The following is a 23,081-nucleotide window of genomic DNA, read 5'->3' as shown; positions in this document are numbered from 1 at the left end:
ACGCCCCCGGGGATTAAGGTAAAAGGCTGGCCGGATCAGGCCCCCATCAGGCTCTGCAGCTGGTTTTTCACCAGATGGACCTGGGGCCCTATCACCACTTGCAGGTTGTGCTCGTCGAGCTTGATCACCCCGATGGCGCCGTTGGCCTTGAGCAGCTTGTCATCGACCCGGCTCATGTCCTGCACCGACATGCGCAGGCGGGTGATGCAGTTGTCCAGCGCCAGGATATTGTCGGCACCGCCCAGGGCATTGAGGATGATCTCACCGTTGTAACCGCTGTTACCAGCCTTCTTGCCGGCCGGCTGCGCGGCCTCACTGGTTTCGATTTCCCGGCCCGGGGTTTTGAGGTTAAAGCGCACGATGGCGAAGCGGAACACACTGTAGTAAATGGCAAACCAGATCCCCGCTACCACGGGCACCAGGTACCACTTGGTGGCGGTGCCCTGCAGCACGCCGAACACCAGAAAATCGATGAGGTTGCCGTCGGTGTTGCCGATAGTGACGCCGAGCAGCCCCATGGTCATAAAGCCCAGACCAGTCAGGATGGCGTGAACGAAATAGAGCACGGGTGCCACGAACAGGAACAGGAACTCCAGCGGCTCTGTGATCCCGCCGATGACGCAAGCCACCACACCGGAGACCAGCAGCGCCTTGATCTTGCCACGATTTTCCGGACGGGCGCAGTGATACATGGCAAGCGCCGCCCCCGGCAAACCGCCGAGGAAGGCCGGCATCTTGCCCTGGGAGAGGAAGGAGGTGGCCGAGACCGAGAACTGGGTGGTATCGGCACAGGAGAGCTCGGCATAGAAGATGTTGAGGGCGCCACTCACCTCGTTGCCGCACACAAGCTGGGTGCCACCCGCTTCAGTGAAGCGAATGAGCGCTACCAGAATGTGGTGCAGGCCAAGCGGCAACAACAGACGCTCACCGGTACCGAACAGGAAGGGGCCGAAGGGGCCGGCGTGGGAAATCAGCGCCCCAATGCCGTTGATGCCGGCGGCGAACCAGGGCCAGACGAAGGGCACCACCAGACCGACGACACCCAGCACCAATGCGGTGATGATGGGCACGAAGCGGGCACCGCCGAAGAAGGCGAGCGCATCCGGCATCTTGTAGGTGTAAAAACGGGCGTGGAGCTTGGCGACGATCACCCCGACGATGATGGCCCCCAGAATACCGGTATCGATGGAGCTGATGCCGAGGATGGCTTTCACCCCGTAGGCCTTCTCCGCCGCGGCGTCACCGATGACGTTGGCGACCGTCAGGTAGAAGTTGATGGAGAGGTTGAGGGCTGCGTAGCCGACGAAACCGGCAAAGGCCGCCACTCCTTTCTCCTCGCGCGCCAGTCCGAGGGGAATGGCGACGGCGAACATCACCGGCAAATAGATAAAGGCCACCAGCCCTACCTTGGTCATCCAGAGGAAGAGCAGTTGCAGCAGGGTATTGTCGAGGAAGGGCATGCTCTGCTTGACCGCATCGCTGGTGAGCGAGCTGCCGACACCGAGCAGGATACCGGAGAAGGCCAGCAGGGCGACCGGCAGCATAAAGGTCTTGCCGAGGCTTTGCAGGAACTCCCATATCGTGGATTTGGCGGGTGACTTGGCCATGTGTCTGATCCTTGTAAGGTTAAGGGCACGCCCGATGTCGGTCACTGTCGCCGTTGTCCACTCCCTTGCTGGCAAACAAGGGCGACAGCCCCCCATCAGGTTTTGCTGAATGATAAAACGTTTTATCACTTCGCAATTGCCAAGATGATCACAGAATGACCGAGCTGGCAGGATAGGCGTTGCGAAACTGTGAGCCAGATCGGCTCGAAGGTGATGTAACGTTTCACTCGGGCAGACGAGGGGGTATGCTGGAGCCTCGGTATCCATCTGCTGTCGCCCGTTCGCCTATGTCCCCCAAACCGCTCTTGTCGAAAAACCCCAAGATCACCGACGTTGCCCAGCTGGCGGGAGTCTCGGTCACCACCGTCTCCATGGTGCTGCGGGGCAAGGGGCGCATCTCCCCCGCCACCACAGAGCGGGTGCAGCAGGCGATCAAGCAGCTCGACTATGTGCCCAACAGCGCTGCCGCCAACCTGCGCAGCCAGCAATCCAACCTGGTGGGACTGATCTTGCGGGACATCACGGATCCCTTCTATACCGAGGTCACTGCCGGGGTGAGCGAGGTGTTGGAGCAGCAGGGATATCTGCTGTTTCTGACCCAGTGCGGCCACAGTCCGGAGCGGTTGCAGCAGAGCATCCAGTCCCTCTCGCGCCAGGGGGTGGCGGGCATCATCTTCAATCCGGTGCGCGGCGCGGCCGCCAAAACCATGGAGGCGCTGCTCGACTCCGAGCTGCCCGTGGTGTGCGCCGCCCGCTCCTATTATCGCGATGATGTGGACTTTATCGGCCCCGACAATACTCATGCCGCCCAGCAGGCCACCACCTACCTCATCGATCAGGGCCACCGCCATATCGCCTATGTGGGGGGGCGGGCTGACTCGCTGACCCGCGCCGAGCGGATCGGCGGCTACTGCGCCAGCCTGCTGCAATACGGCCTGCCCTTCAAACCCGAGTGGGTGCTCGAATGCGATCGCACCCAGCGCAGCGCCGCCGACACCATAGCCCAGCTGCTGCACCAGCATCCCAAGGTGACGGCCATTCTGTGCCACTACCCGGAGGTGGCCCTCGGCGGCATCTACGGGGTGGAAGCCAGCGGTCGCACCGTGGGCAAGGACAACTACATCGGCCAGCAGGTGGCCCTGCTCGGCTTTGACGACGTGGCAGAGGCCGAACTCACCGCCCCCGCCCTCACCTTTGTCAGTTCGCCGGCGCGGGAGATCGGTCGCCAGGCCGCCCTGCGTCTGTTGACCCGGATGCAGCAACCCGAGCTCGCCCCCAACCGCCATATCATCACCCCCAATCTGCAGAAGCGGGAATCGGCGTAAATCACCGGGAACGGGCGAGACAAAACCCCGCCCTCTCGTTTCGGCCTGACACGCCGGTAATGCCATCCCGAACAAGGGGTTAGCCCTGCTTGCTCACATACAGAGCCCACACCCTGAACAAAAAAGAGGCGTTATTGGCGATCTTTTTCTAGACGACCGGTCTAGTAACCACTACCATGCCGCCATGACCGACAGATACCAAGACACGCGCCAGCATCTGCTCGACACTGGCCGCACCATACTGACCACCCACGGTTTCAACGCCATGGGGTTGAGCTTTTTGCTGCAAGAGGCCGGGGTGCCCAAGGGCTCCTTCTACCACTACTTCAAGTCAAAAGAGCAGTTTGGCGAAGCCCTGCTGAGTCACTACATCGACAGCTATCTGGTGGAGATGGAGGCATTGCTCGGTGGCCAGGACAAACCGGGACGCGAACGCCTGCTACGCTACTTCGCCCACTGGAAAGGGAGCTGTTGCGACTGCCTGGTCGTCAAGCTGAGCGCCGAGGTAGCGGATCTCTCCGACACCATGCGCCTCATCCTGAAGACCGGTACAGACAGGGTCGTGCGGCGCCTCGCGCTGGCCATCGAAGAGGCCATCGCCGATGGCAGCCTGAGTCACAGAGCGACCCAGCCGCTGGCGACCAACCTCTACCAGCTCTGGCTGGGGGCGGCCCTGCTCGGCAAACTGGATCGGGAGGGGCAACAGCTGGAACACGCCTACACCATGACGCTCCAGCTGCTGGCCCCCTGAATAAACAGGCCCGATAGATGTCGGGCTTTTTTGGCAATCAACACTAGACGACCGGTCTAATTTTGCAAAAAGAAGGCGCTCACCATGCCATAAGGATGACGCCTTCCCGACTCGCGCCGTTGCGGGCAAACCAGCTGCGCAATGGCACTGACACCCAGTAATGTGAGGAAATACCATGAACCAGAGCCGAACCGAAAACCGCCAGATGACCCTGGCCGCGCGTCCCGTCGGTACCCCGGGTGCCGAACACTTCGCCCTCAAGACCACCCCAGTCCCGAGCATAGCGGAGGGGCAACTGCTGCTCAGAACCGTCTACCTGAGCCTCGACCCCTATATGCGCGGTCGCATGAGCGATGCCGACTCCTACGCCGACCCCGTGGCCATCGGTGGCGTCATGGTGGGCGGCACCATCAACCGGGTCGTCGCCTCCCGCCACCCCGACTACCGGGAAGGGGACTGGGTCCTGAGCTACGGGGTGGGCTGGCAGGATTACGGCGTCTCCGACGGCAGCTTCCTGTTCAAGCTGGATCCCGCACAGGCCCCCGTCAGCCACGCCCTCGGCGTGCTGGGCATGCCGGGCTTCACCGCTTTTATGGGGCTGATGGATATCGGCCAGCCCAAGGCCGGTGAAACCCTAGTGGTCGCCGCCGCCACCGGCCCGGTCGGCGCCACCGTCGCCCAGATCGGCAAGATCATGGGCTGCCGGGTCGTTGCCATCGCCGGATCCGACGAGAAGTGCCAGGTGGCGCGCGAGGAGCTCGGCGCCGACGTCGCCCTGAACCACAAGGCGGGCGACTTCGAGCAACAGCTGGCCGCCGCCTGCCCGGATGGCATCGACATCTACTTCGAGAACGTCGGTGGCCGGGTGCTCAAGGCCGTGCTGCCCCTGCTCAACGCCAAGGCCCGCATCCCGCTGTGCGGCACCGTCTCCAACTACAATGCAAGCGCCCTGCCCCAGGGGCCCGATCATCTGGACTGGGCCTGGTCTACCATCCTGACCAAGCGGGCCACCGTGAAAGGCTTCATCATTTTCGATGACTACGGCCATCGTTATGGCGAGTTCGCCGAGCAGATGGGCAAGTGGGTGAGTGAGGGCAAGATCCACTATCTGGAGCAGATAGTGGATGGTCTGGAAAACGCCCCCGAGGCGCTCAAGGGACTGCTGGAAGGCAAAAACTTCGGCAAGCTGGTCATTCGCGTCGGCCAGGACGAGCTGGCCTGAGTTGAGGTGCCAGCCATAACGGCATCTGACACGGGAATGCAAACGTCCTCCCGGGAATTCGCCGCCGACAGGCACAGTGCTCCTTAACATTAAAAATCCGAAACTGCTTCAAGCAGTTTCGGATTTTTTTATGCGGACCTGTGAGCCACCTCCCCCCGTTAACCCACGATTAGCGTCAAGGTGTGACAGTGACCAAGGATTAATCAGGGTTTGTCTGTTTGGCGTGCTATGGCTTTATAGTATCTTGACAAAGCCCTCCCTACTCAAAGGTGTCCCATGAACACACCGCGCTGCACATTGTCTTTACCGATATTTATCCCAAGCCTCTTGTTTATCATCACCCTGCTGGCGGTCTGCTCGCTGGCGCCGGAGGCGGCTGCCCGCTTCTTTGGCGACGGCCAGAGCTGGATTGCCCAGCACTTCAGCTGGTTCTACGTGCTGGTGGTCGGCATGTTCCTGATCCTGCTGCTGGTGCTCGCCTTCAGTCACTACGGCAACATCCGCCTCGGGCCGGATGATGCGCGCCCCGAGTTCAGCTTCACCTCCTGGCTCGCCATGCTGTTTGCCGCCGGCATGGGCATAGGTCTCATGTACTTCGGGGTGGGCGAGCCCATGACCCACTTCGTCTCGCCGCCCCAGGCGGCCCCCCTCACCCCGGCCGCCGCCCGCGAAGCCATGGTGACCACCTTCTTTCACTGGGGCTTTCACGCCTGGGCCATCTACGCCATCGTCGGCCTGGTGCTGGCCTACTTCGGCTTTCGCTACAACCTGCCGCTGACTATCCGCTCCGGCCTCTACCCCATCTTCAAGGAGCGGATCCGCGGGCCGCTCGGCCACGCCGTGGATATCTTCGCCCTGGTGGGCACCATTTTCGGTATCGCCACTACCCTGGGATACGGGGTGCTGCAGCTCTCGGCGGGGATCACCCGACTCACCGGCATCGACACCTCGGGGGAGCTGTTTCGCTTCGGCCTCATCGGCGTCGTCATCGCCCTGGCCGCCCTGTCGGCGGTCACCGGCCTCGACAAGGGGGTCAAGCGCCTCTCCGAGCTGAACCTCTTCCTCGCCATCGTGCTCTTGCTGTTCGTGCTGCTGGCCGGCCCCACCCAGTACCTGCTCGGGGCCCTGTCCGAGAACATCGGCAACTATGTCTCGTCCCTGACCCAGCTCACCTTCCGCACCTTTACCTACAGCGAGACCAGCCAGGCGGGCTGGTTCGGCAACTGGACCCTGCTCTACTGGGCCTGGTGGATCTCCTGGTCTCCCTTCGTCGGCCTCTTTATCGCCCGCATCTCCCGCGGGCGCACCCTGCGTGAGTTCATCCTCGGCGTCCTGTTCGTGCCCACCGCCTTCAACTTGCTGTGGATGACGGTATTCGGCAACGCCGCCATCTGGGTCAGCCAGCGCGCCGGGGGGCAGACCCTGGCCAGCTCGGTCGGCAACGTTGACACCCTCCTGTTCAACTTCTTTGACCTCTTGCCGGGATCCGACATCACCTCGGCGCTGGCGGTGATCCTCATCAGCGTCTTCTTCGTCACTTCCGCCGACTCGGGGGCCTTCGTCATCGACAACATCGCCACCCAGGGCAAGGAGCGCTCCCCGATCTGGCAACGCCTGTTCTGGGCCGTGCTGCTCGGTATCACCGCCGGCACCCTGATGGCCACCGGCGGGCTGGCGGCGCTGCAGTCCATGACGCTTATCGCCGCCCTGCCGTTTGCCATCATCATGGTGCTGCTCTGCCTGGGGCTCTGGCGCGGGCTGGTCGCCGACCGGGAGCACTCGGCGCGCCGCCTCTCCCCCGCCACCGATTTTTGGAACGGCAAGCAGTGGCGTACCCGCATGGATCATTTGCTGCGTCCCTCCACCGAGGCCGATGCTCACACCTTCCTGCGTGATACAGCCCTGCCTGCATTGACCGCCTTGTGCCGCGAGTTCGAAGCGCGCGGCCTCGCCAGCCGGGTCGTGCAGGAAGATGCGGATCAGTGCCACCTACTGGTGCCTCAGGAAGGGCGGCGTGACTTCTGCTATGGGGTGCGCATCGAGGCCCGCCCCGCCCCCGCCTTCAACCCGCTGGAGGCGGCCCACAACCACGACCCGGACGCCCGCATCTTCGAGCCCATCACCTACTTTGCCGACGGCCGCGCCGGCTACGACATCCAGTACCTGACCCGCGACGAGCTGAGCGCCGATGTCTTGCGCCAGTACGAGCGCTACCTGGTGCTGAGTCAGGACGAGGGGCTGGATCTGCTAAGCGGCGCACCGGAGCACACGCCGCCTGAATCCGGAGCCTGATATTCATGCCCCGGGGATTGGCAAGGAGCGGCCTATCCCCTCCTTGCCAACCTCACCGCCGGAGCGAGAGCCGCAATGCCATGATCATCAGCGCCAGCAGAAGAACCGATATCCCGGCCTTTTATACCCCCTGGTTGATGAACCGGATAAGGGCCGGTTTTTTACTCACCCGCAATCCGTTCAATGCCAATCAAATCAACCGGGTGTCACTGCACCCGGATGAGGTCGATGCCATCGTATTCTGGACCCGGCAGCCAGCCATGCTGATGCACCACCTGGATGAAATCGATGCCCTCGGCCATCGCTACTATTTTCAATACACCCTGACCGGCTACCCCAAAGCCCTGGAGAGCCGGGTTCCCAGACCCCATAACGCCATCAAGACCTTTTGTGAGTTATCAGACAGAATTGGCCCCCACAAAGTCATCTGGCGCTACGACCCCATACTGCTGTGCAACCTGGTCGATCTGGCCGAGCACAAGCGGCTCTTTTACAAGATTGCGTCCCTCTTGGCCGGCAAAACCTATAAGGTCGTCATCAGCTTTGCCGACCTTTACAAGAAGACAGAGAAGAACCTGCGTGCGGTCGAGAACCTTGTCTTTCACGACCTGCTGGATAAGGCTCCGGACAACCATGATGCGCTGGATGAGCTGGCAGCCTTTATGGCGCAGACCGCCGCCCGTTTCGGGATGACCATAGAAACCTGTGCCGAAACTATCGACCTCGCCCATCTCGGCATCGCCCATGGCAAGTGTATCGATGATGAGTTGATCCACGCTCTTTTCAACCGCCGGGTCGACGGCAAAAAAGATCCCGGCCAGCGCGAGGCCTGTGGCTGCGTCAAGAGCATCGATATCGGCGCCTACAACACCTGCCTGCATGGCTGTGCCTACTGTTACGCCACCTACAGCCAGGAATCGGTTATCAAGCATAAGCAACGCCACGATCCCCGGAGCCCCTTTCTGATTGGCGGGACAGAGGGAGTTGATGAGCGTTTTCTGGTTGCCGAGCCGGTTCAGAGACCGCTCTTTTAATCCCATATATGGCCAAGCTGTGGTTGCTGGTCAGATCGAAACATGTTTCCAATCACCAAGACTTTTGCGTGGCAAGCATCAAGTCATCCGCAGGCCACTCTCAAATGCCAATCTCCATATAGCCATAGCGCTTCCTATTTACAGCCCTGCCCTTGTCCCCTTTTACCAACCAGCCGCCACTCGCCCCTGACTATCGGCATCGAGTGGCAACCCAGGCCGCGCCTCACACCAAATGTTGAGCTGGCGCATAAAACGCAGATCTTATTGATGGTTACGTCATTTTCTGACTGGTTTGTCAGTATGGCCAAGACATATGATGGCCATTCGGTGCCTATTGAACGGTGATGGGTTACTGCCCTCACTGGTCACTGGAGCATATTGGAAGCTGTAATCCACGGGCGGTAGCGTGGGTTCTGGCAAGCGATATACGCAACTTGTAAATTGGTGCTGAGCGCAGCGAAGCCCAACAATCGCGCCCTCTGTCGGTTGGTGCCACACACTGCGAAACCGAACAAATTGGATGCATCACCCCGATATGGGATAAGGAGGGCCATGCGCTATCGCCGAGCCATTGCCAGCGGCGCATGCTGGTTCTTCACCGTCAATCTGGCCGACCGGAAGCAAGATCTGCTGATACGCCATATCGACCTGCTGCGCGAGGTGATCCGCCACGTCAAACAGCATCATCCCTTCGAGATCATTGCCATGGTGGTAATGCCGGATCACCTCCATACCATTTGGCAACTACCACCGGATGACAGTGACTATCCCCTGCGCTGGTCTCTGATCAAGGCTGGATTTTCACGAAAGCTCGCCAAAACAGAGCGGATACGGGAGAGCAGACTCAGAAAACGGGAGCGCGGCATCTGGCAACGCCGCTATTGGGAGCATCTGATCCGGGACGACAAGGATCTGCAAGCCCATGTCGATTACATCCACTTCAATCCGGTCAAACATGGCTATTGTGCCAAACCGGTCGATTGGCCTTATTCCTCCGTCCATCACCATATTGCGGCAGGATGGATAGGGCAAAATTGGGCCATTGATAGTGACTCTGGTCAGGAATAATTGGTTTGGGATATTTTGTAGGTTGGTGCTGAGCGCAACGAAACCCAACAAATGGGATAAATAATTTCCAAAATACGATAGGAATTGTGGCAATAGATAATCAGCAACCGAATTTAGTTTTCTCGGTAAACGTTGGGCTCCAGTTTGTGTAGGTTGGCGTTGAGCGTAGCGAAGCCCAACAAATGGGAAAACTGATTTTCAAAATACGATTGGAATCGTGACAATATAAAATCAACAACCTAATTTAGCTTTCTCGGTAAACGTTGGGCTTCACTTCGTTCAGCGCCAACCTACGAGGGTTAGCCCAACATACGGTAATCCCCCCGAAAAACTGAGGTGCTCATAAGTAGAATTTTCTCGTATCTTGAACGCAGGAGGTTCTACATGAAAACATCACGCTTTAGCGATGCACAGATCATCGCCATCCTCAAGCAGGCCGAGTCTGGTTCACCCGTCCCTGAGCTCTGCCGTGAGCATGGCATCAGCTCCGCCACCTTCTACAAGTGGCGCTCCAAATTCGGTGGCATGGATGCCTCTCTCATGGCGCGCCTCAAAGAGCTGGAAGAGGAAAATCGTCGCCTTAAGAAGATGTATGCCGAGGAGCGCCTAAAGGCTGAGATCATCTCCGAGGCGATGGCAAAAAAGTGGTGACGCCATCTGCCCGCAGGGAGATGGCGACCAAGGCTGTGGCTCATTACGCCATTTCTATCCGTCTGGCTTGCCAGGTGTTCAAGGTGAGCGAGGGTTGCTACCGTTATCAGCCCGTGCTGGCTGATGAAAACCAGGAAATTGCCGACTGGCTGCTGCGCCTCACCGCCAACCAGCGCAACTGGGGTTTCGGACTGTGCTTCCTGTACCTGCGTAACGTCAAAGGCTTTGGCTGGAACCACAAGCGGGTCTACCGGATCTATCGGGCGCTAGAGCTCAATCTGCGGATAAAACCCAAGAAGCGGCTAGTGCGGGCCAAGCCGGAGCCGTTGGCAGTCCCTGACCAACCGAATCACTGTTGGTCGATGGACTTTATGCATGACCAGCTCAGCGATGGTCGTTCGGTGCGGTTGTTTAATGTGATCGATGACTTCAATCGCGAAGCACTGTGCATCGAGGTGGATTTTTCCTTGCCTGCCTCGCGAGTCAAACGGGTGCTGGAGCAGGTTATCGAGTGGCGGGGCAAACCAGCCGCAATCCGCTGTGATAATGGTCCGGAATACATCAGCGAAGAGCTCAAGCAATGGGCGCAGCAGAAGAGGATTGCGCTGAGGTATATCCAGCCAGGCAACCCGCAGCAGAATGCCTACATAGAGCGATTTAACCGCACTGTGCGTTACGACTGGTTGGGCCATTACCTGTTTGAGTCACTGAATGAGTTACAGGAATTTGCCACGAACTGGCTGTGGGTTTATAACCATGAGCGGCCCAATATGGCGCTGGGCGGCTACACGCCGAAACAGCGCTTGGCACAGGCCGCATGACCTCTACTTTTGAGTGCTCCAAAAAATGGGGGGATTACCATACGAAATTATTTTTGGAAATAATACAACATAAGGAAAATCATATGAAACCAGAATTAAATCCAACATCGTTGAAAATAGATAAATTAATAAATAGAATTGACAATGGAGAAATTAAAATACCCGCATTTCAACGAGGGTATGTATGGAGACAAAACCAAATAATTGAATTATTAGAAAGTTTAGTTAAGCAATATCCAATCGGTAGCATCTTGCTTTGGGAAGCATCTCATAACGAGAAATTGAGGTCAACGAGAAATATTGCAGGATACAGATTGCCAGATAAAGGCGATAATTGGCCAGTCAATTATGTATTAGATGGTCAGCAAAGGCTTTCATCTATTTATGCGGTACTCAGCGAGCATATAGAACAAGAACCATCAAGTGAAAAATACAACCCAAACTTAGATATTTTTGAAATATACTATGATTTTTCCACGAAAAAATTCATACCTAAAATTGATGTGAAAGTGAAGAGCGACTCTGTCGTATTACTCAGAAACATCATAGACCCCATCAAGTTATTTGATGAACTTGTATCCTTAAACAAAAAATACCACTCTGATGCAAAAACATTATCGTCTATTTTCCTGAATTATGATGTCCCTGTAATACAGATAAAAAATAGAACTAGAGAAGAGGTAGGTGTTATTTTTGAGAGAATTAATAATACAGGAACCAAACTTGATCTTCTCGATCTAATGACAGCATGGACATGGACATGGACATGGACTGAAGATTTTCATCTACTTGACTCCATTGACGCACTTTTGGATTCACTTGAAGAAAAATCGTTTGGTCAGATAGACCATAAGCTAATATTGCAAATAGTTTCAGGAATAATACTTGGTTCCACTCAAACTGAAAATATTCTTAAATTAACAGGGGAACGTGTAAGAGATAATTGGGAATTTATTGTGGATGCAATAAAAAGAGCTGTTGATTTTTTATATACTGAAATTAAATGCGCTAATATTGAATTCCTACCATTCCATCAACAAATGATACCTCTATGCCGATTCTTCTCTAGAAGTAAAAAACACACAGCAGACCAACTAAATATTATAAAACAATATTTTTGGCGAACATCATTCTCTGACAGATACTCGACAGGACAAACAACAGCCAAACTAGATTTTGACATAGAGTTTATAGACAAGGTATTAGATTATGATTTTTCAGACATCAATAAATATAAAACATCTATTTCTCCTGACGACTTTATAAACACCCAGTTTTCAAAAGCAAACCCAATGACTAGAGCATTTCTTTTATTGAGCGCTCAATACTCACCCCTTGATTTGACAAATGGCAGTACTATAGATATAGGTTCATCACTTGCATCCTTTAACAGAAAAGAATATCACCATGTATTCCCAAATGCATTCCTTAGTAAAGCTGGAGAAACAAAACAAAGAAGATTTGCCGTTGCCAACTTTTGCTTTTTACCATCCAATTCAAATAAGAAGATTTCAAGTAAAGCACCGTCAATATACTTTTCCAATATAATCCCAAAAACAGAGAAAGATAGAATCCTTGAAAGCAACTTATTGCCGAAAGAAGATGATATATATACCAATGACAACTTTGATGAATTTTTAAATGAAAGATCTAAAATACTAATTAACGCAATTTCCGCTTTGTCTGGAAACTAATATTGATAAAGATTCAAAATATCTCTCATTGAAGTCCTACGCTAAAACAAAAATCCCCCGTTACCGGGGGATTCTTATTTCTATCTGTTATCTCAGCTCGGCGGCTTAACCCACCAAAAACGCCCTTAACCGAGCAAACTCCGCAGGCAAATTAACGGAGAGCAGCGGCAGTTCGGCGTGTTTGGCCAGCGGGCCAGGCAGTGGCACATCCAGCCTCAGGATCTCGTCCACCGACTCCTTGAACTTGGCCGGGTGGGCGGTGCAGAGGAACACCCCTACCTCGTCCTCGGCGAGCTGTTCGTTCAGCAGATCCCAGGCAATGGCGCCGTGGGGCTCGCACAGGTAGTCCAGCTGGTGCAGGCGCTGCAACGCATCCCGAGTCTGGGCATCGTCACGCATGCCGGAGCCCAAGGTTTCCAGCGCCCAGCCCTTGCGGCGGCACAGCTCCTCTACTCGTGGCCAGTTGTTGGGGCGGCTCACGTCCATGGCATTCGACAGAGTCGCCACTGTCTGGTGCGGATCCCACTGACCGGTTTTCAGGTAGCGCGGCACGGTATCGTTGGCGTTGGTGGCGGCGATAAAGCGCTTCACCGGCAGCCCCAACGCCTTGGCGATCAGGCCCGCGGTAAGGTTGCCAAAGTTGCCGGACGGCACGCTGATGACCGCCTTGGCGCGATCTGCTTTGGGCAACTGGGCCACGGCTTCGAAGTAGTAGCAGACCTGGGCCAGCAAGCGACTGATATTGATGGAGTTGGCGGAGTTCAGACCAATCGCCTTTTTCAGCGCCTCGTCATCGAAAGATTGCTTCACCAGCGCCTGGCAGGCATCGAAGTCGCCGTCGATGGCGATGGTGCGGATGTTGCCACCCAGGGTGCAGAACAGCGCCTCCTGCAGCGGGCTTATCTTGCCCTTGGGATAGAGGATCACCACTTCGATACCTTCCAGCCCATAGAAGGCGTGGGCCACGGCGGCGCCGGTGTCGCCCGAGGTGGCGGTGAGTATGGTGATCTTGTCCTTGTTTTCGGCAGACGCGAGCCTAAAGGCCGCGAGGCACTGGGCCATAAAGCGGCCGCCGAAGTCCTTGAACGCCAGGGTCGGGCCGTGGAACAGCTCGAGGGCATAAGTGCCGTCTTTCAATTTGACCAGCGGCGCCGGGAAGGTGAAGGCGGCATTGACCAGCACGTGTACCTTGGCCGCGGCCACTTCGTCCCCCAGCAGGTGGCTCAGAATGCGCGCCGAACGCTCGACCAGCGGCAGATCGAGCAAGGCATCGACGTCCGCCAGCGGCTCGAGGGTTTCTGGAAAGAAGAGCCCCTGTTCGCGGCCCAGACCCTGACGCACCGCCTGGGCGAAGCTCACCTGTTCACTCTTGTCCTTGATATTGTAAAGATTCATAGCTCGCTTCCTGTTACCCGTGCCCCGGCCATATCGAGTTTGCAAACCCGGGCGAATCCATCTTCATTGCGCACGAAATGCGCTTCCATCCAATCCTTCATCCGCTCGGCCTGGGCCAGATCCTTCATCACCACAAACACGGTGGGACCGGAGCCCGAGATGCCGGTGGCCAAGGCCCCGTTCTGGGCCGCCTGAGCCCGCACCTCGTTAAAGCCTTCGATCAGCGCCGCGCGGTAGGGCTCGGCAATCACGTCTTTCAAGACGCTCGCGGCCAGGGGCTCCTGACCGGTGTAGCTGGCATGGACGAACGCAGCCAGCCGGCGGCCATAGGTGAGGCAATCCTGACGGCGATACTGGGCCGGCAGGATGGCGCGGGCAGCGGCGGTCGAGACCACAGTGCCCGGGTAGCAGACCACCCAGTACCACTCGTCAAATACCGGAATGCCCTGGCTGATAACGCCCCCCTCCTCCACCACCAGCTGCATGCCGCCCAGATAACAGGGGGCCACGTTGTCGTAGTGAACGGAGCCGGAGATCTTGCCCTCCATCTCCCCCATCAGCAACAGCAATTCGTGCTCGCTCAATGGGTTACCGTGAAAGGCATTGAGCCCCTCGAGCGCCGCCACCACGCTGCAGGCACTGGACCCGAGGCCCGATCCCACCGGCAGGCTCTTCTCCAGCACCATCTCAAGCGGCAACATGATCTGACCGCGTTTTTCCAGCGCCTCGCCATAGGCGAGCCAGCAGTCATAGAGGATGTTCTTTTTCGGGTCATCCGGCAGCTTGTGGGCATAGCGGCCCACCGCCGAGAGGGCAAACGCCACCTCTGCCGGTTTGACCTGAACCCTGTCTCCCAACAGGGAGCCATCCACGGGGGCGAGCGCCGCCCCCAGTACATCGAATCCTACGCTCAGGTTGGCGCTGGAGGCCGGCGCATAGGCCACCACGCTCTCGTTTCGCTTCATCTCTGCGCTCATGCTTACAGCTCCTGCTTCCAGTTCTGGGTGCGCAGCACGTCGGCGAAGACGCCGGCGGCAGTCACCTCGGTACCGGCGCCGTAGCCGCGCAGCACCAGCGGGATCGGCTGGTAATAGGTGGAGAAGAAGGCGAGCGCATTCTCCCCGTCTTTTACCTTGAACAGCGGCTCGTCGGCACCGACCGCCTTGATGGCGACCTTGCACTTGCCACCCTCGATGGAACCCACGTAACGCAGTACCTTGCCTTCACTCTGGGCCAGGGCGAACTGATCGCGGAACCAGCCGTCAGCCTCGGGCAGGCGGGCCATAAAGGCTTCCACGTCGCCGCTGACATCAAAGCCCGGTGGCAACGCCTGCTCCACTTCCACGTCGGAAAGCTCCAGCGCCATACCGGCCTCGCGAGCCAGAATGAGCAGCTTGCGCGCCACGTCCATACCGTTGAGATCATCGCGGGGATCCGGCTCGGTAAAGCCGTTGCCACGAGCAATCTTGGTCGCCTCGGAGAAGCTCATCCCCTCGTCCAGCTTGCCGAAGATAAAGGAGAGCGATCCGGAGAGGATGCCATCAAAAGCGCGCAGCTTGTCACCGGCCTTGATCAGGTTCTGCAGGTTTTCGATAACCGGCAGGCCCGCGCCCACGTTGGTCTCGTAGAGGAACTTGCGGCGAGTCTGGCGGGCGGTGCGGCGCAGCGCCTTGTAGTAATCGAGCGACCCTGTGTTGGCCTTCTTGTTCGGAGTGACCACGTGGAAACCGGCGGCCAGGAAGTCGGCATACTGCACGGCGATGGCCTCGCTTGAAGTGCAATCGACGATCACCGGGTTGATAAGATGGCTGTCTTCCACCAGCTTCTGCACCGCTTCCAGGCTGAAGCTGTCGCGGGCTTCCACCAGCTGCTCGCGCCAGTTGGCAAGATTGAGCCCATCCTTGTTGACCGCCATCTGGCGGCTGTTGGCGATACCCACTACCCGCAGGCCAGTGCCTTGCTCGGCCAGCACCGGCTGCTGGCGCGCGATCTGATCCACCAGGGCCGCGCCGACACCGCCGACTCCGACCACGAACAGATCGATGAACTGCTGGCTGCCAAAGAAGTTCTGGTGACACGCCTTGATGGCCTCCGCCACCTTGCCGGCACGCACCACGGCAGAGATGGAGCGCTCGCTGGAGCCCTGCGCAATGGCGACGATATTGATGGAGGCTTGCGCCAGCGAGGTGAAGAAGCGCGCCGCCATCCCCTTGCTGGTGCGCATGCCGTCACCGATGAGGGAGATGATGGCCAAATCCTGCATGATCTCGAGCGGGTCCAGCAGCTGGTTCTTGAATTCCAGCTCGAACTCGCGCTCCAGCACCTTGCGGGTCTTGTCCAGATCGTAGCTGTGGATACAGAAGCTGACACTGTACTCGGAAGATGACTGGGTGATGAGGACGATGCTGACCCCGGCGCGGGAAACGGCGGAGAAGATACGGCCCGCCATGCCCACCATGCCCTTCATACCGGGGCCGGAGACGTTGAACATGCACATGCCGGAGAGATCCGAGATGGCCTTCACTTTCAGATCATCATCCCCCTGCTCAACCCCGATCAGGGTACCCGGCCCCTGGGGATTGAAGCTGTTCTTGATAAGGCAGGGGATGTGGAACTGGGCCACGGGGGCGATGGTTTTCGGGTGCAGCACCTTGGCCCCGAAGTAGGAGAGCTCCATCGCCTCCTTGTAGGAGAGGGTTTTCAGCAGATAGGCGTCCGGCACCAGGCGTGGGTCGCAGTTGTAGCAACCTTCCACGTCGGTCCAGATCTCGCAGCACTCGGCGTCGACACAGGCGGCCAGCACGGCGGCGGAGTAGTCGGAGCCGTTGCGCCCCAGCAGCACGGTTTCGCCCTTGTCGCTGCCACCGGTAAAGCCCGGCATCAGGTAGAGACAGTCAGAACGCAGCCCCTTGGCGGCAAAGCGCAGGCGGGAGGCTTCGATATCGACATGGGCTTCCAGGTAGCCGCCGTCGGTCACCAGCAGCTGCTCCGGCACGATGAGATCCAGTTCGAGGCCGCGCACCCGCAACAGCTCGTGCATAAAGGCGATGGAGAGATTTTCGCCCCGGCTCAGGATGCGAGCCTGCACGTTGTCCGGACACAGCCCCAGCAGGCGGATCCCCTGCATCAGCCGCTCCACCTGATCCAGCTCACTGGTCAGCCGGGCCTGCAGCGCCTTGTCATCCAGCGCCGGGTAAGCCGCCTTCAATCCGGCCAGCAGGCGGGAGAAGATACCGTTGATTTCAAACAGGGTATTGGTGGCATCCATGCCGCGACTGGTCTGCTCCACCAGGGCCACCAGGTGGTTGGTCACCTTGGCCGGTGCCGACAGCACCAGGGCGACCTGAGACTGGCCATGGGTATTCACCGCGATATCGGCTACCCGTAAAAAACGCTCTGCGTCGGCCAGTGACGAACCGCCAAACTTCAACACTCTCATCGCACTCTCTCCCTGTAATCCCTTGAAAAACGGTATGAAAATAACCCAACAAAAAAGGCCCGTACTGGGTGGGTACGGGCCTTTTCAGATTTCTGTGCTTGTTCGTCAGCGCATCAACCGGCCCCAGTGCCACCTGTGGTGGTACCGGTAATAATGGTGGTGGTGGTGATGTGGCTGAAAAGGGGCATGACGAACTCTCTTGAACGAAGCTGGCTTTTAGCAATACCGCGCCGGGCGCCCGGCTGTCAACCTAAACCTCTTGGCCAAACTTGCGGATCAGGTCTTTGCAGAGCAAATGGAGCATATTCAGATCCCGCTGCGGCAGCATGGGTACCCGGTCCATCACCCATTGATGCAGCTTTTCATCCTGTGAAACTCCGAGTTCACCCAGAATTTCTGCTGTTTTTTGTTTCAGCACGCGAACCTGCCCAACGGTATCCCCTTTTTCTGCTACAGCCTCTGGCCCATCCAGCAGCTGACTCAGCTCGTAGGCATACAGCATGATCGCCTGACCGAGGTTCAGCGATGGATACCCCACCTTGAGGGGCAGGTAGCTGATGAGATCGACCTGGGCGAGCTGCTCGTTGGAAAGCCCCGACTCCTCGCAGCCAAACACGATGGCGACCTTGCGAAGCGACGACTTGGCGCGGATCTGATCGCGAATTTCCGCCGGAGTGAGGTAGTGCTGATAGCGGCCGCGCTGACGGGCGGTGGTGGCGATCACCAGATCCATGTCGACCAGGGCTTCCGGCAGGGTGTCGAAGGCCTCGGCGTTAGTCAGAATCTCCTGCGCGCCGTGCGCGACCCAGCCCGCCTCTTCCTCCTCGTGCACCCGGCTCGCCACCAGTCGCATGGCGTCAAACCCCATGGTTTTCATGGCGCGCGCGGCAGCCCCCACGTTCGCGGCGCGAGCGGGTGCCACCAGGACAAAATAGAGTTTCATTGGGTTTCCTCTTGGGCCGGGCCGAGCTGCGAAAACAGACGGCAAACAGTCGGTAAAACAGGGGCGCAATCTACCGTTTATCCCCGAAAATTGCCACTTGAACAGACGTTTGAATGTTGCCATAGTGGCCAGACGTGCGCAGAAAACGCGCACCTTTGCCCGCGCTATCGGCCCGACACAGCACAAGGAAGAGAGAGATGCCGCAGCCATTGGAACAGGCCGTCGCCGAGACCATCTTGCAACGCTTCGAGTCGTTTTACAGCCGCTTTCTCGAGATCACCCGCGGCAGCAAGAGCCGCTTCGAGAACAGTGACTGGCTGGGGGTCCAGCTCGCAGGACGAGAGCGGATCCGCCTCTATGATCACCACGTGGGTGCCACCGCCAGCTCCATCCGCCAGATGATGGGGGAGCATCACGCCACCCAGGCGCTGCTCAAACGGGTGAAGGGGGCTTTCAGCGATCTGCTGCCCCACTGCGAAAACTTTGAGGTGGCCGAGTCCTTCTTCAACTCCGTCTATCGCCGGATCTTTCGCCACCGCAACATCCGTGACGAGAACCTCTATATCCACCCGTTTCTCAGCCGGGGGGAGCACCCGGATCTGGGCAGCCTGCTGCGGGTCTATCGCACCGATCTGGCTCATCTGCCGCAGACCCTGAGCCAGCTCTTGGGGGATTACAGCTTCACCCTGCCCTATGAGGACAAACAGCGCGATATTGTCGACATCCACCACCATCTTGCCGAGAACGGTCCGCAAATCCTCCATGAGGAACCCTTCACCATAGAGCTGCTCAAAGAGGTGTTCTATCGCAACAAGGGGGCCTATCTGGTGGGGCTCATCCGGGTGAAGGGACAGGTGTTGCCCTTTATCCTGCCCCTGCTCAGCACGGGCCAGAGCATCTATGTGGATACCGTCATCTTCGAGCCAGCCATCGCCTCCATCGTGTTCGGTTTCGCCCGCGCCTACTTCATGGTCTATGCCCCCGTGCCGGCCCTGTTCGTGATCTTCCTTCGCCAGATCATGCCCCACAAGGCGGACTACGAGATCTACAACGCCATCGGCTGCCAGAAGCACGGCAAGACCGAGCTCTATCGCCACTACCAGCAGCATCTGGCCCAGAGCCGGGAGCAGTTCGTCATCGCCCCCGGCATCAAGGGAATGGTGATGAGCGTGTTTACCCTCCCTTCCTACGACGTGGTGTTCAAGGTGATAAAAGACGAGTTCACCCCCCCCAAGGAGGTGAGCCACGCCCAGGTCAAAGAGAAGTACCGGCTGGTAAAGCAGCACGACCGGGTGGGGCGGATGGCCGATACCCAGGAGTTCACCAACTTCGAGTTCCCGCTGGAGCGCATTTCGCCGGAGCTGCTGGCCGAGCTCAAGGCGGTGGCCCCCTCGGCGCTCACCCTCACCAGTGACAAGCTGGTGATCAAGCACCTCTACACCGAGCGCAAGATGATCCCCCTCAACCTCTATCTGGACAAGGCGGACGAGCAGCAGACCCGGCTCGCACTGGAGGAGTACGGCAACGCCATCAAGCAGCTGGCCGCGGCCAACATCTTCCCGGGGGACATGCTGTTCAAGAACTTTGGCGTGACCCGTCACGGCCGGGTGGTGTTCTACGACTACGACGAGATCTGCTACATGACGGAGTGCAACTTTCGCCAGATCCCGCCGCCACGCTACCCGGAGGACGAGTGGAGTGCCGAGCCCTGGTACTCGGTGGCCCCCAACGACATCTTCCCCGAGGAGTTCGCCACCTTCCTGCTGCAAAAGCCCCAGGTGCGGGAGATCATGATGCAGCTGCACAAGGAGCTGTTCGATGCCAGCTACTGGCAAAAGCTGCAAGGCAATATCAAGGAGGGGCTGTTCGAGGATGTCTACCCCTACCGGCGCAAGAAGCGTTTCAAATACCAGCGCGGGGGATGACGGGGAGAGGCCCGCTCATTGTACAAGGCGATAAAAACAAGTGGGTGGCCATGCCACCCCCCTTCTCTTTCCGGCCATTGACGACGCCTAGCTGCCGCGCCGGCGGATCACCCCTTCCTGCATGGTGCTGGCCACCAGCACCCCATCACGGGTGAAGAACTGGCCGCGCACCAGGCCGCGCCCGCCGCTGGCGCTCGGGCTATCCACTACGTAGAGCAGCCAGTCGTCCAGCCGGAAGTCGCGGTGGAACCACATGGAGTGGTCGATGGTGGCCACCTGCATGTCCGGCTCCCAGTAGGAGACGCCGTGGGGCTGCAGGGCGGTGAACAGGAAGTGGAAATCGGAGGCATAGGCCAGCAGGTATTTGTGGACCCGCAGATCGTCCGGCATCTGGCCATTGGCCTTGAACCAGACGTGGCGCAGCGGCTCGTGCACATCCGGGCGGATCGGGTCGACCAGGGTCACCGGGCGAATTTCGATGGGCTTCTCGCACATGATCTTGTCCCGCAGCGCCGGCGGGATCTGCTGCTCGTAGGGGCGCACCAGCTCCAGCTCGCTCTTGAGCTGCTCGGGAGGGGTGATCCCCGCCGGCATCTGCGCCTGGTGCTCGAACCCCTCGGCCTCAATCTGGAACGAGGCGTTGAGATAGAAGATGGGCTTGCCGCCCTGAATGGCCTTGACCCGGCGGGTGGAGACGGTCTGGCCATCGCGGATATTCTCCACGTCGTAGACGATGGGACGGTTGGCATCGCCGGGGCGCAGGAAGTAGGAGTGGAAACTGTGTACCTGGCGATCGGCGGCCACTGTCTGCTTGGCGGCTGACAAGGCCTGCCCCATCACCTGTCCGCCAAACACGGCCCGCAGGCCGAGATCCTGGCTCTGGCCCCGAAACAGGCCCTCCTCGATTTTCTCGAGCGCCAGCAACGCCAGCAGCTCGTCCAGTACCTTGCTCATGGTTCACTCCTATGTCAGAGCCGCAAAGGCTAACAAGCCCGGCCACGCCGGGCAACCACCCTGATGCGCCTCCCTGGCAGAATCCCGTTCCCGACCTCCCCTCGCGCAAGGTAGAGGCGTAGGCCGACGTCCTCGCCCACAGAGAGACTACTCTGGCCCCCTCCCCTGACAAGGGGAGGGCTGGGGTGGGGTCAGACGTGATCAAGCCATGTTCGAATCGATACAACCACCCCGGACAAGTTTTGCATCACCTCCCTGTTGCTAAATCGCAGTACCGTCAACGACAGGCGCGCCATATAGGCATCCCGTTGCTCGTCATGGCTCAAGCCCCGCTAAGCAGCAATTAGGACACCCACATTTTTGAGTAAGCCACTATCAGGCTGCTTGCAGACACCTTGCAGACACAATGAGGGTGAGTGAATTCGAACTGACACCTGCAAAGTCAGCTAGTGAGAGAGATTTTCAGGTTTAGAAAGCAACAGCCCCTACACAGTCATTCACTGAACTGTGTGCAATACCCAGAGCTATCGACAGGGTGAACGCCAAGTAATCAAAGGCGTGGTTGATGGCATCGCCGCTGGCCACAATGGCGAGCAAACTGCTGGCATTGCTCTCTGTCTCCCACCACTCTGATCCCTTGTCGCCTAAACAGCGTCACCTGCTTCAACCAGCACATAGCATCAAGGCCTAGTCGTTCCAGAATAGGTCCAAGGTGAGCCGGAATATGACCACGCTTGTCGGGCCGAATTGCACGACCTGTCCAATCAACCAACATTAGGTAGTCCGTGAAGGCATAGGGCAATTTTTCAGGCTTCCCCTGGCTGGCAAACGGCAGCAAAAGGGGTGGCAAAACCTCAGTCGTAGCAGGCTCGTCAAGGCGCTGCTTGATACTGGTGTAGTCACTCAGCTCTAGCCGCTCGGTCAACGCGGCTCGTATCGGATTGAGGTCAACATACGCCATACAGGCCAGCAAGGCTGATTCGGTGAGCAAAGCCTGACTCTTGAAGCGGCCCTCCCAGAAATGGCCTTTGCAACCATCTTCCTGATTGGCCTGACGGGCCAGATTTTCATTGAGTAGCCGAATAAACCAACTGATGGAGTGAAGCCGCTCCCGCCATTGGGCCAGCAATTGCTGCACAACAGCCAGTTCAGGCTCGATCAACATCTCCCCTTGATACCAACGCCTAACCAACAGCGGCCACTGGAAAAGCGCAGCCCAGCGCTCGGCCACCTCCCGCTCACTCCAGTTGGCTGCGGTATCGGGCTCCACCTTGAGCACCAGATGATAGTGATTGCTCATCACCGCATAAGCACAAATGCCGATAGCAAACAACCGCGATAGTTGCCCCAACTTGTCGACCACCCACTGACGCCGATGCTCGTAACTCTGGCCTGAATGGGCATCGTCACCACACAGGAAGGCTCGCCGCACACAGCGGCTGACCACGTGGTAGTAAGGCGTATCCTGCAAGCTGATTTGACGTGAACGGGCAATGGTCATGGCGCATCCCTCAACGGTGACCTCTCAAGTCAAGAACAGCACTACGCCACTGTCAAAAAGGTGGGTGTCCTAGATTCCAGTCAAAAAGGTGGGTGTCCCAGATTCCGGCCCCAGATTCCGGCCATACCTATACACCGTCTCCGCCCGGTCTGCGCCGGTATTGACGTCATTTTCATCCCCAGTGACGGCTACTGCAGACAAACCACCCAATACCTTGTTCAAAGCAACCTGGTGCTCGGAATCAGAGAAAACCTGACTGCCCCCGCAGGAAACTTGCCACCGGTGCCACTGACCATGGCGTTCTTATTCTAGGTATGGGCCATCACCCAGGATGGGCACCAACTGAGCCAGATAAAGGGTCACGACACTGATAGATGTATATACAACAATCTTCTCCAATAAATATCCACTACTAATAGCTACTATTTATTCCTCTCAACTCATCACCAACGACTTGAA

The 23,081-nt window shown here is 58.0% G+C and carries 17 protein-coding genes and 1 other annotated feature; of the genes, 9 read left to right on the top strand and 8 right to left on the bottom strand.

The annotated features are described in order from the left end of the window. Positions 1 to 35 precede the first annotated feature (35 nt). Entirely contained in the window at positions 36 to 1,607 is a 1,572-nt protein-coding gene (gene malX, locus I6L37_RS11145; protein WP_216994082.1) for a maltose/glucose-specific PTS transporter subunit IIBC, read from the bottom strand. Between the two features lie 287 nt (positions 1,608 to 1,894). Here malX and I6L37_RS11140 point away from each other — a divergent pair, with 287 nt between their 5' ends. The 8 genes from I6L37_RS11140 (at position 1,895) to I6L37_RS11105 (ending at position 12,465) form a co-directional block, all read left to right on the top strand. Beyond that, complete coding sequence (locus I6L37_RS11140; protein ID WP_042027613.1) at positions 1,895 to 2,932, top strand: Mal regulon transcriptional regulator MalI; 1,038 nt, start codon at positions 1,895 to 1,897, stop codon at positions 2,930 to 2,932. A gap of 184 nt (positions 2,933 to 3,116) precedes the next feature. After that, a complete protein-coding gene (locus I6L37_RS11135; protein ID WP_026457158.1) occupies positions 3,117 to 3,683 on the top strand; it encodes a TetR/AcrR family transcriptional regulator in 567 nt (188 codons plus the stop codon). Between the two features lie 175 nt (positions 3,684 to 3,858). Next, positions 3,859 to 4,905, top strand: coding sequence for an NADP-dependent oxidoreductase (locus I6L37_RS11130; RefSeq protein ID WP_216994081.1), 1,047 nt, complete (start codon positions 3,859 to 3,861; stop codon positions 4,903 to 4,905). A 276-nt stretch (positions 4,906 to 5,181) separates the two neighbouring features. After that, positions 5,182 to 7,197, top strand: a complete 2,016-nt coding sequence (locus I6L37_RS11125) for a BCCT family transporter (protein ID WP_216994080.1) — start codon at positions 5,182 to 5,184, stop codon at positions 7,195 to 7,197. An 80-nt stretch (positions 7,198 to 7,277) separates the two neighbouring features. After that, positions 7,278 to 8,231 carry a DUF1848 domain-containing protein gene (locus tag I6L37_RS11120; RefSeq protein WP_216994079.1) on the top strand — a complete coding sequence of 318 codons (954 nt, stop codon included), beginning with the start codon at positions 7,278 to 7,280 and terminating at the stop codon, positions 8,229 to 8,231. 552 nt (positions 8,232 to 8,783) lie between these two features. Then, complete coding sequence (locus tag I6L37_RS11115) at positions 8,784 to 9,299, top strand: transposase (RefSeq protein WP_216994078.1); 516 nt, start codon at positions 8,784 to 8,786, stop codon at positions 9,297 to 9,299. Between the two features lie 384 nt (positions 9,300 to 9,683). After that, a protein-coding gene (locus I6L37_RS11110; RefSeq protein ID WP_088821966.1) for an IS3-like element ISAs22 family transposase occupies positions 9,684 to 10,771 on the top strand; the annotation gives its coding sequence in 2 pieces (ribosomal slippage) (positions 9,684 to 9,936 and positions 9,936 to 10,771; 1,089 coding nt in all). Between the two features lie 83 nt (positions 10,772 to 10,854). Further along, positions 10,855 to 12,465, top strand: coding sequence for a DUF262 domain-containing protein (locus I6L37_RS11105; RefSeq protein ID WP_216994077.1), 1,611 nt, complete (start codon positions 10,855 to 10,857; stop codon positions 12,463 to 12,465). 105 nt (positions 12,466 to 12,570) lie between these two features. Here I6L37_RS11105 and thrC read toward each other — a convergent pair whose 3' ends face one another. The 4 genes from thrC to I6L37_RS11085 all read right to left on the bottom strand — a co-directional run bounded on the left by thrC (position 12,571) and on the right by I6L37_RS11085 (position 18,242). Further along, positions 12,571 to 13,860: a threonine synthase gene (thrC, locus tag I6L37_RS11100; protein WP_216994076.1), complete on the bottom strand. Its 1,290-nt coding sequence runs from the start codon at positions 13,858 to 13,860 to the stop codon at positions 12,571 to 12,573. After that, positions 13,857 to 14,837, bottom strand: a complete 981-nt coding sequence (gene thrB, locus I6L37_RS11095; protein WP_216994075.1) for a homoserine kinase — start codon at positions 14,835 to 14,837, stop codon at positions 13,857 to 13,859. The genes thrC and thrB overlap by 4 nt, the downstream gene beginning before the upstream one ends. A 2-nt stretch (positions 14,838 to 14,839) precedes the next feature. Next, positions 14,840 to 17,299: a bifunctional aspartate kinase/homoserine dehydrogenase I gene (gene thrA / locus I6L37_RS11090; RefSeq protein ID WP_201978170.1), complete on the bottom strand. Its 2,460-nt coding sequence runs from the start codon at positions 17,297 to 17,299 to the stop codon at positions 14,840 to 14,842. Between the two features lie 48 nt (positions 17,300 to 17,347). Beyond that, positions 17,348 to 17,480, bottom strand: a sequence feature (Thr leader region). Positions 17,481 to 17,549: 69 nt separating this feature from the next. Further along, positions 17,550 to 18,242 carry a tRNA/rRNA methyltransferase gene (locus tag I6L37_RS11085; protein WP_042027625.1) on the bottom strand — a complete coding sequence of 231 codons (693 nt, stop codon included), beginning with the start codon at positions 18,240 to 18,242 and terminating at the stop codon, positions 17,550 to 17,552. 197 nt (positions 18,243 to 18,439) lie between these two features. Here I6L37_RS11085 and aceK point away from each other — a divergent pair, with 197 nt between their 5' ends. After that, on the top strand, positions 18,440 to 20,167 hold the full coding sequence (gene aceK, locus I6L37_RS11080; protein WP_124238473.1) for a bifunctional isocitrate dehydrogenase kinase/phosphatase: 1,728 nt from the start codon (positions 18,440 to 18,442) through the stop codon (positions 20,165 to 20,167). Positions 20,168 to 20,254: 87 nt separating this feature from the next. On the opposite strand, the gene tesB is transcribed toward aceK, so the two are convergent. The 3 genes from tesB to I6L37_RS11065 form a co-directional block, all read right to left on the bottom strand. Then, positions 20,255 to 21,121, bottom strand: coding sequence for an acyl-CoA thioesterase II (gene tesB / locus I6L37_RS11075; RefSeq protein WP_042072908.1), 867 nt, complete (start codon positions 21,119 to 21,121; stop codon positions 20,255 to 20,257). A 191-nt stretch (positions 21,122 to 21,312) separates the two neighbouring features. Then, positions 21,313 to 21,447, bottom strand: coding sequence for a DUF559 domain-containing protein (locus I6L37_RS22230; protein ID WP_367948794.1), 135 nt, complete (start codon positions 21,445 to 21,447; stop codon positions 21,313 to 21,315). Positions 21,448 to 21,671: 224 nt separating this feature from the next. Continuing rightward, positions 21,672 to 22,622, bottom strand: coding sequence for a transposase (locus I6L37_RS11065; protein WP_216994073.1), 951 nt, complete (start codon positions 22,620 to 22,622; stop codon positions 21,672 to 21,674). Between the last annotated feature and the right edge of the window lie 459 nt (positions 22,623 to 23,081).

This window comes from Aeromonas sp. FDAARGOS 1407, assembly GCF_019048725.1.
GTDB classification, from domain to species: domain Bacteria; phylum Pseudomonadota; class Gammaproteobacteria; order Enterobacterales; family Aeromonadaceae; genus Aeromonas; species Aeromonas enteropelogenes.
This window is presented reverse-complemented; position numbering and strand designations above follow the sequence as displayed.

What these genes read in the sequence shown, in the direction of transcription:
- malX (WP_216994082.1), bottom strand. Translation starts at nt 1,607, where the DNA reads ATGGCCAAGTCACCCGCCAAATCCACGATATGGGAGTTCCTGCAAAGC.
- I6L37_RS11140 (WP_042027613.1), top strand. Translation starts at nt 1,895, where the DNA reads ATGTCCCCCAAACCGCTCTTGTCGAAAAACCCCAAGATCACCGACGTT.
- I6L37_RS11135 (WP_026457158.1), top strand. Translation starts at nt 3,117, where the DNA reads ATGACCGACAGATACCAAGACACGCGCCAGCATCTGCTCGACACTGGC.
- I6L37_RS11130 (WP_216994081.1), top strand. Translation starts at nt 3,859, where the DNA reads ATGAACCAGAGCCGAACCGAAAACCGCCAGATGACCCTGGCCGCGCGT.
- I6L37_RS11125 (WP_216994080.1), top strand. Translation starts at nt 5,182, where the DNA reads ATGAACACACCGCGCTGCACATTGTCTTTACCGATATTTATCCCAAGC.
- I6L37_RS11120 (WP_216994079.1), top strand. Translation starts at nt 7,278, where the DNA reads ATGATCATCAGCGCCAGCAGAAGAACCGATATCCCGGCCTTTTATACC.
- I6L37_RS11115 (WP_216994078.1), top strand. Translation starts at nt 8,784, where the DNA reads ATGCGCTATCGCCGAGCCATTGCCAGCGGCGCATGCTGGTTCTTCACC.
- I6L37_RS11105 (WP_216994077.1), top strand. Translation starts at nt 10,855, where the DNA reads ATGAAACCAGAATTAAATCCAACATCGTTGAAAATAGATAAATTAATA.
- thrC (WP_216994076.1), bottom strand. Translation starts at nt 13,860, where the DNA reads ATGAATCTTTACAATATCAAGGACAAGAGTGAACAGGTGAGCTTCGCC.
- thrB (WP_216994075.1), bottom strand. Translation starts at nt 14,837, where the DNA reads ATGAGCGCAGAGATGAAGCGAAACGAGAGCGTGGTGGCCTATGCGCCG.
- thrA (WP_201978170.1), bottom strand. Translation starts at nt 17,299, where the DNA reads ATGAGAGTGTTGAAGTTTGGCGGTTCGTCACTGGCCGACGCAGAGCGT.
- I6L37_RS11085 (WP_042027625.1), bottom strand. Translation starts at nt 18,242, where the DNA reads ATGAAACTCTATTTTGTCCTGGTGGCACCCGCTCGCGCCGCGAACGTG.
- aceK (WP_124238473.1), top strand. Translation starts at nt 18,440, where the DNA reads ATGCCGCAGCCATTGGAACAGGCCGTCGCCGAGACCATCTTGCAACGC.
- tesB (WP_042072908.1), bottom strand. Translation starts at nt 21,121, where the DNA reads ATGAGCAAGGTACTGGACGAGCTGCTGGCGTTGCTGGCGCTCGAGAAA.
- I6L37_RS11065 (WP_216994073.1), bottom strand. Translation starts at nt 22,622, where the DNA reads ATGACCATTGCCCGTTCACGTCAAATCAGCTTGCAGGATACGCCTTAC.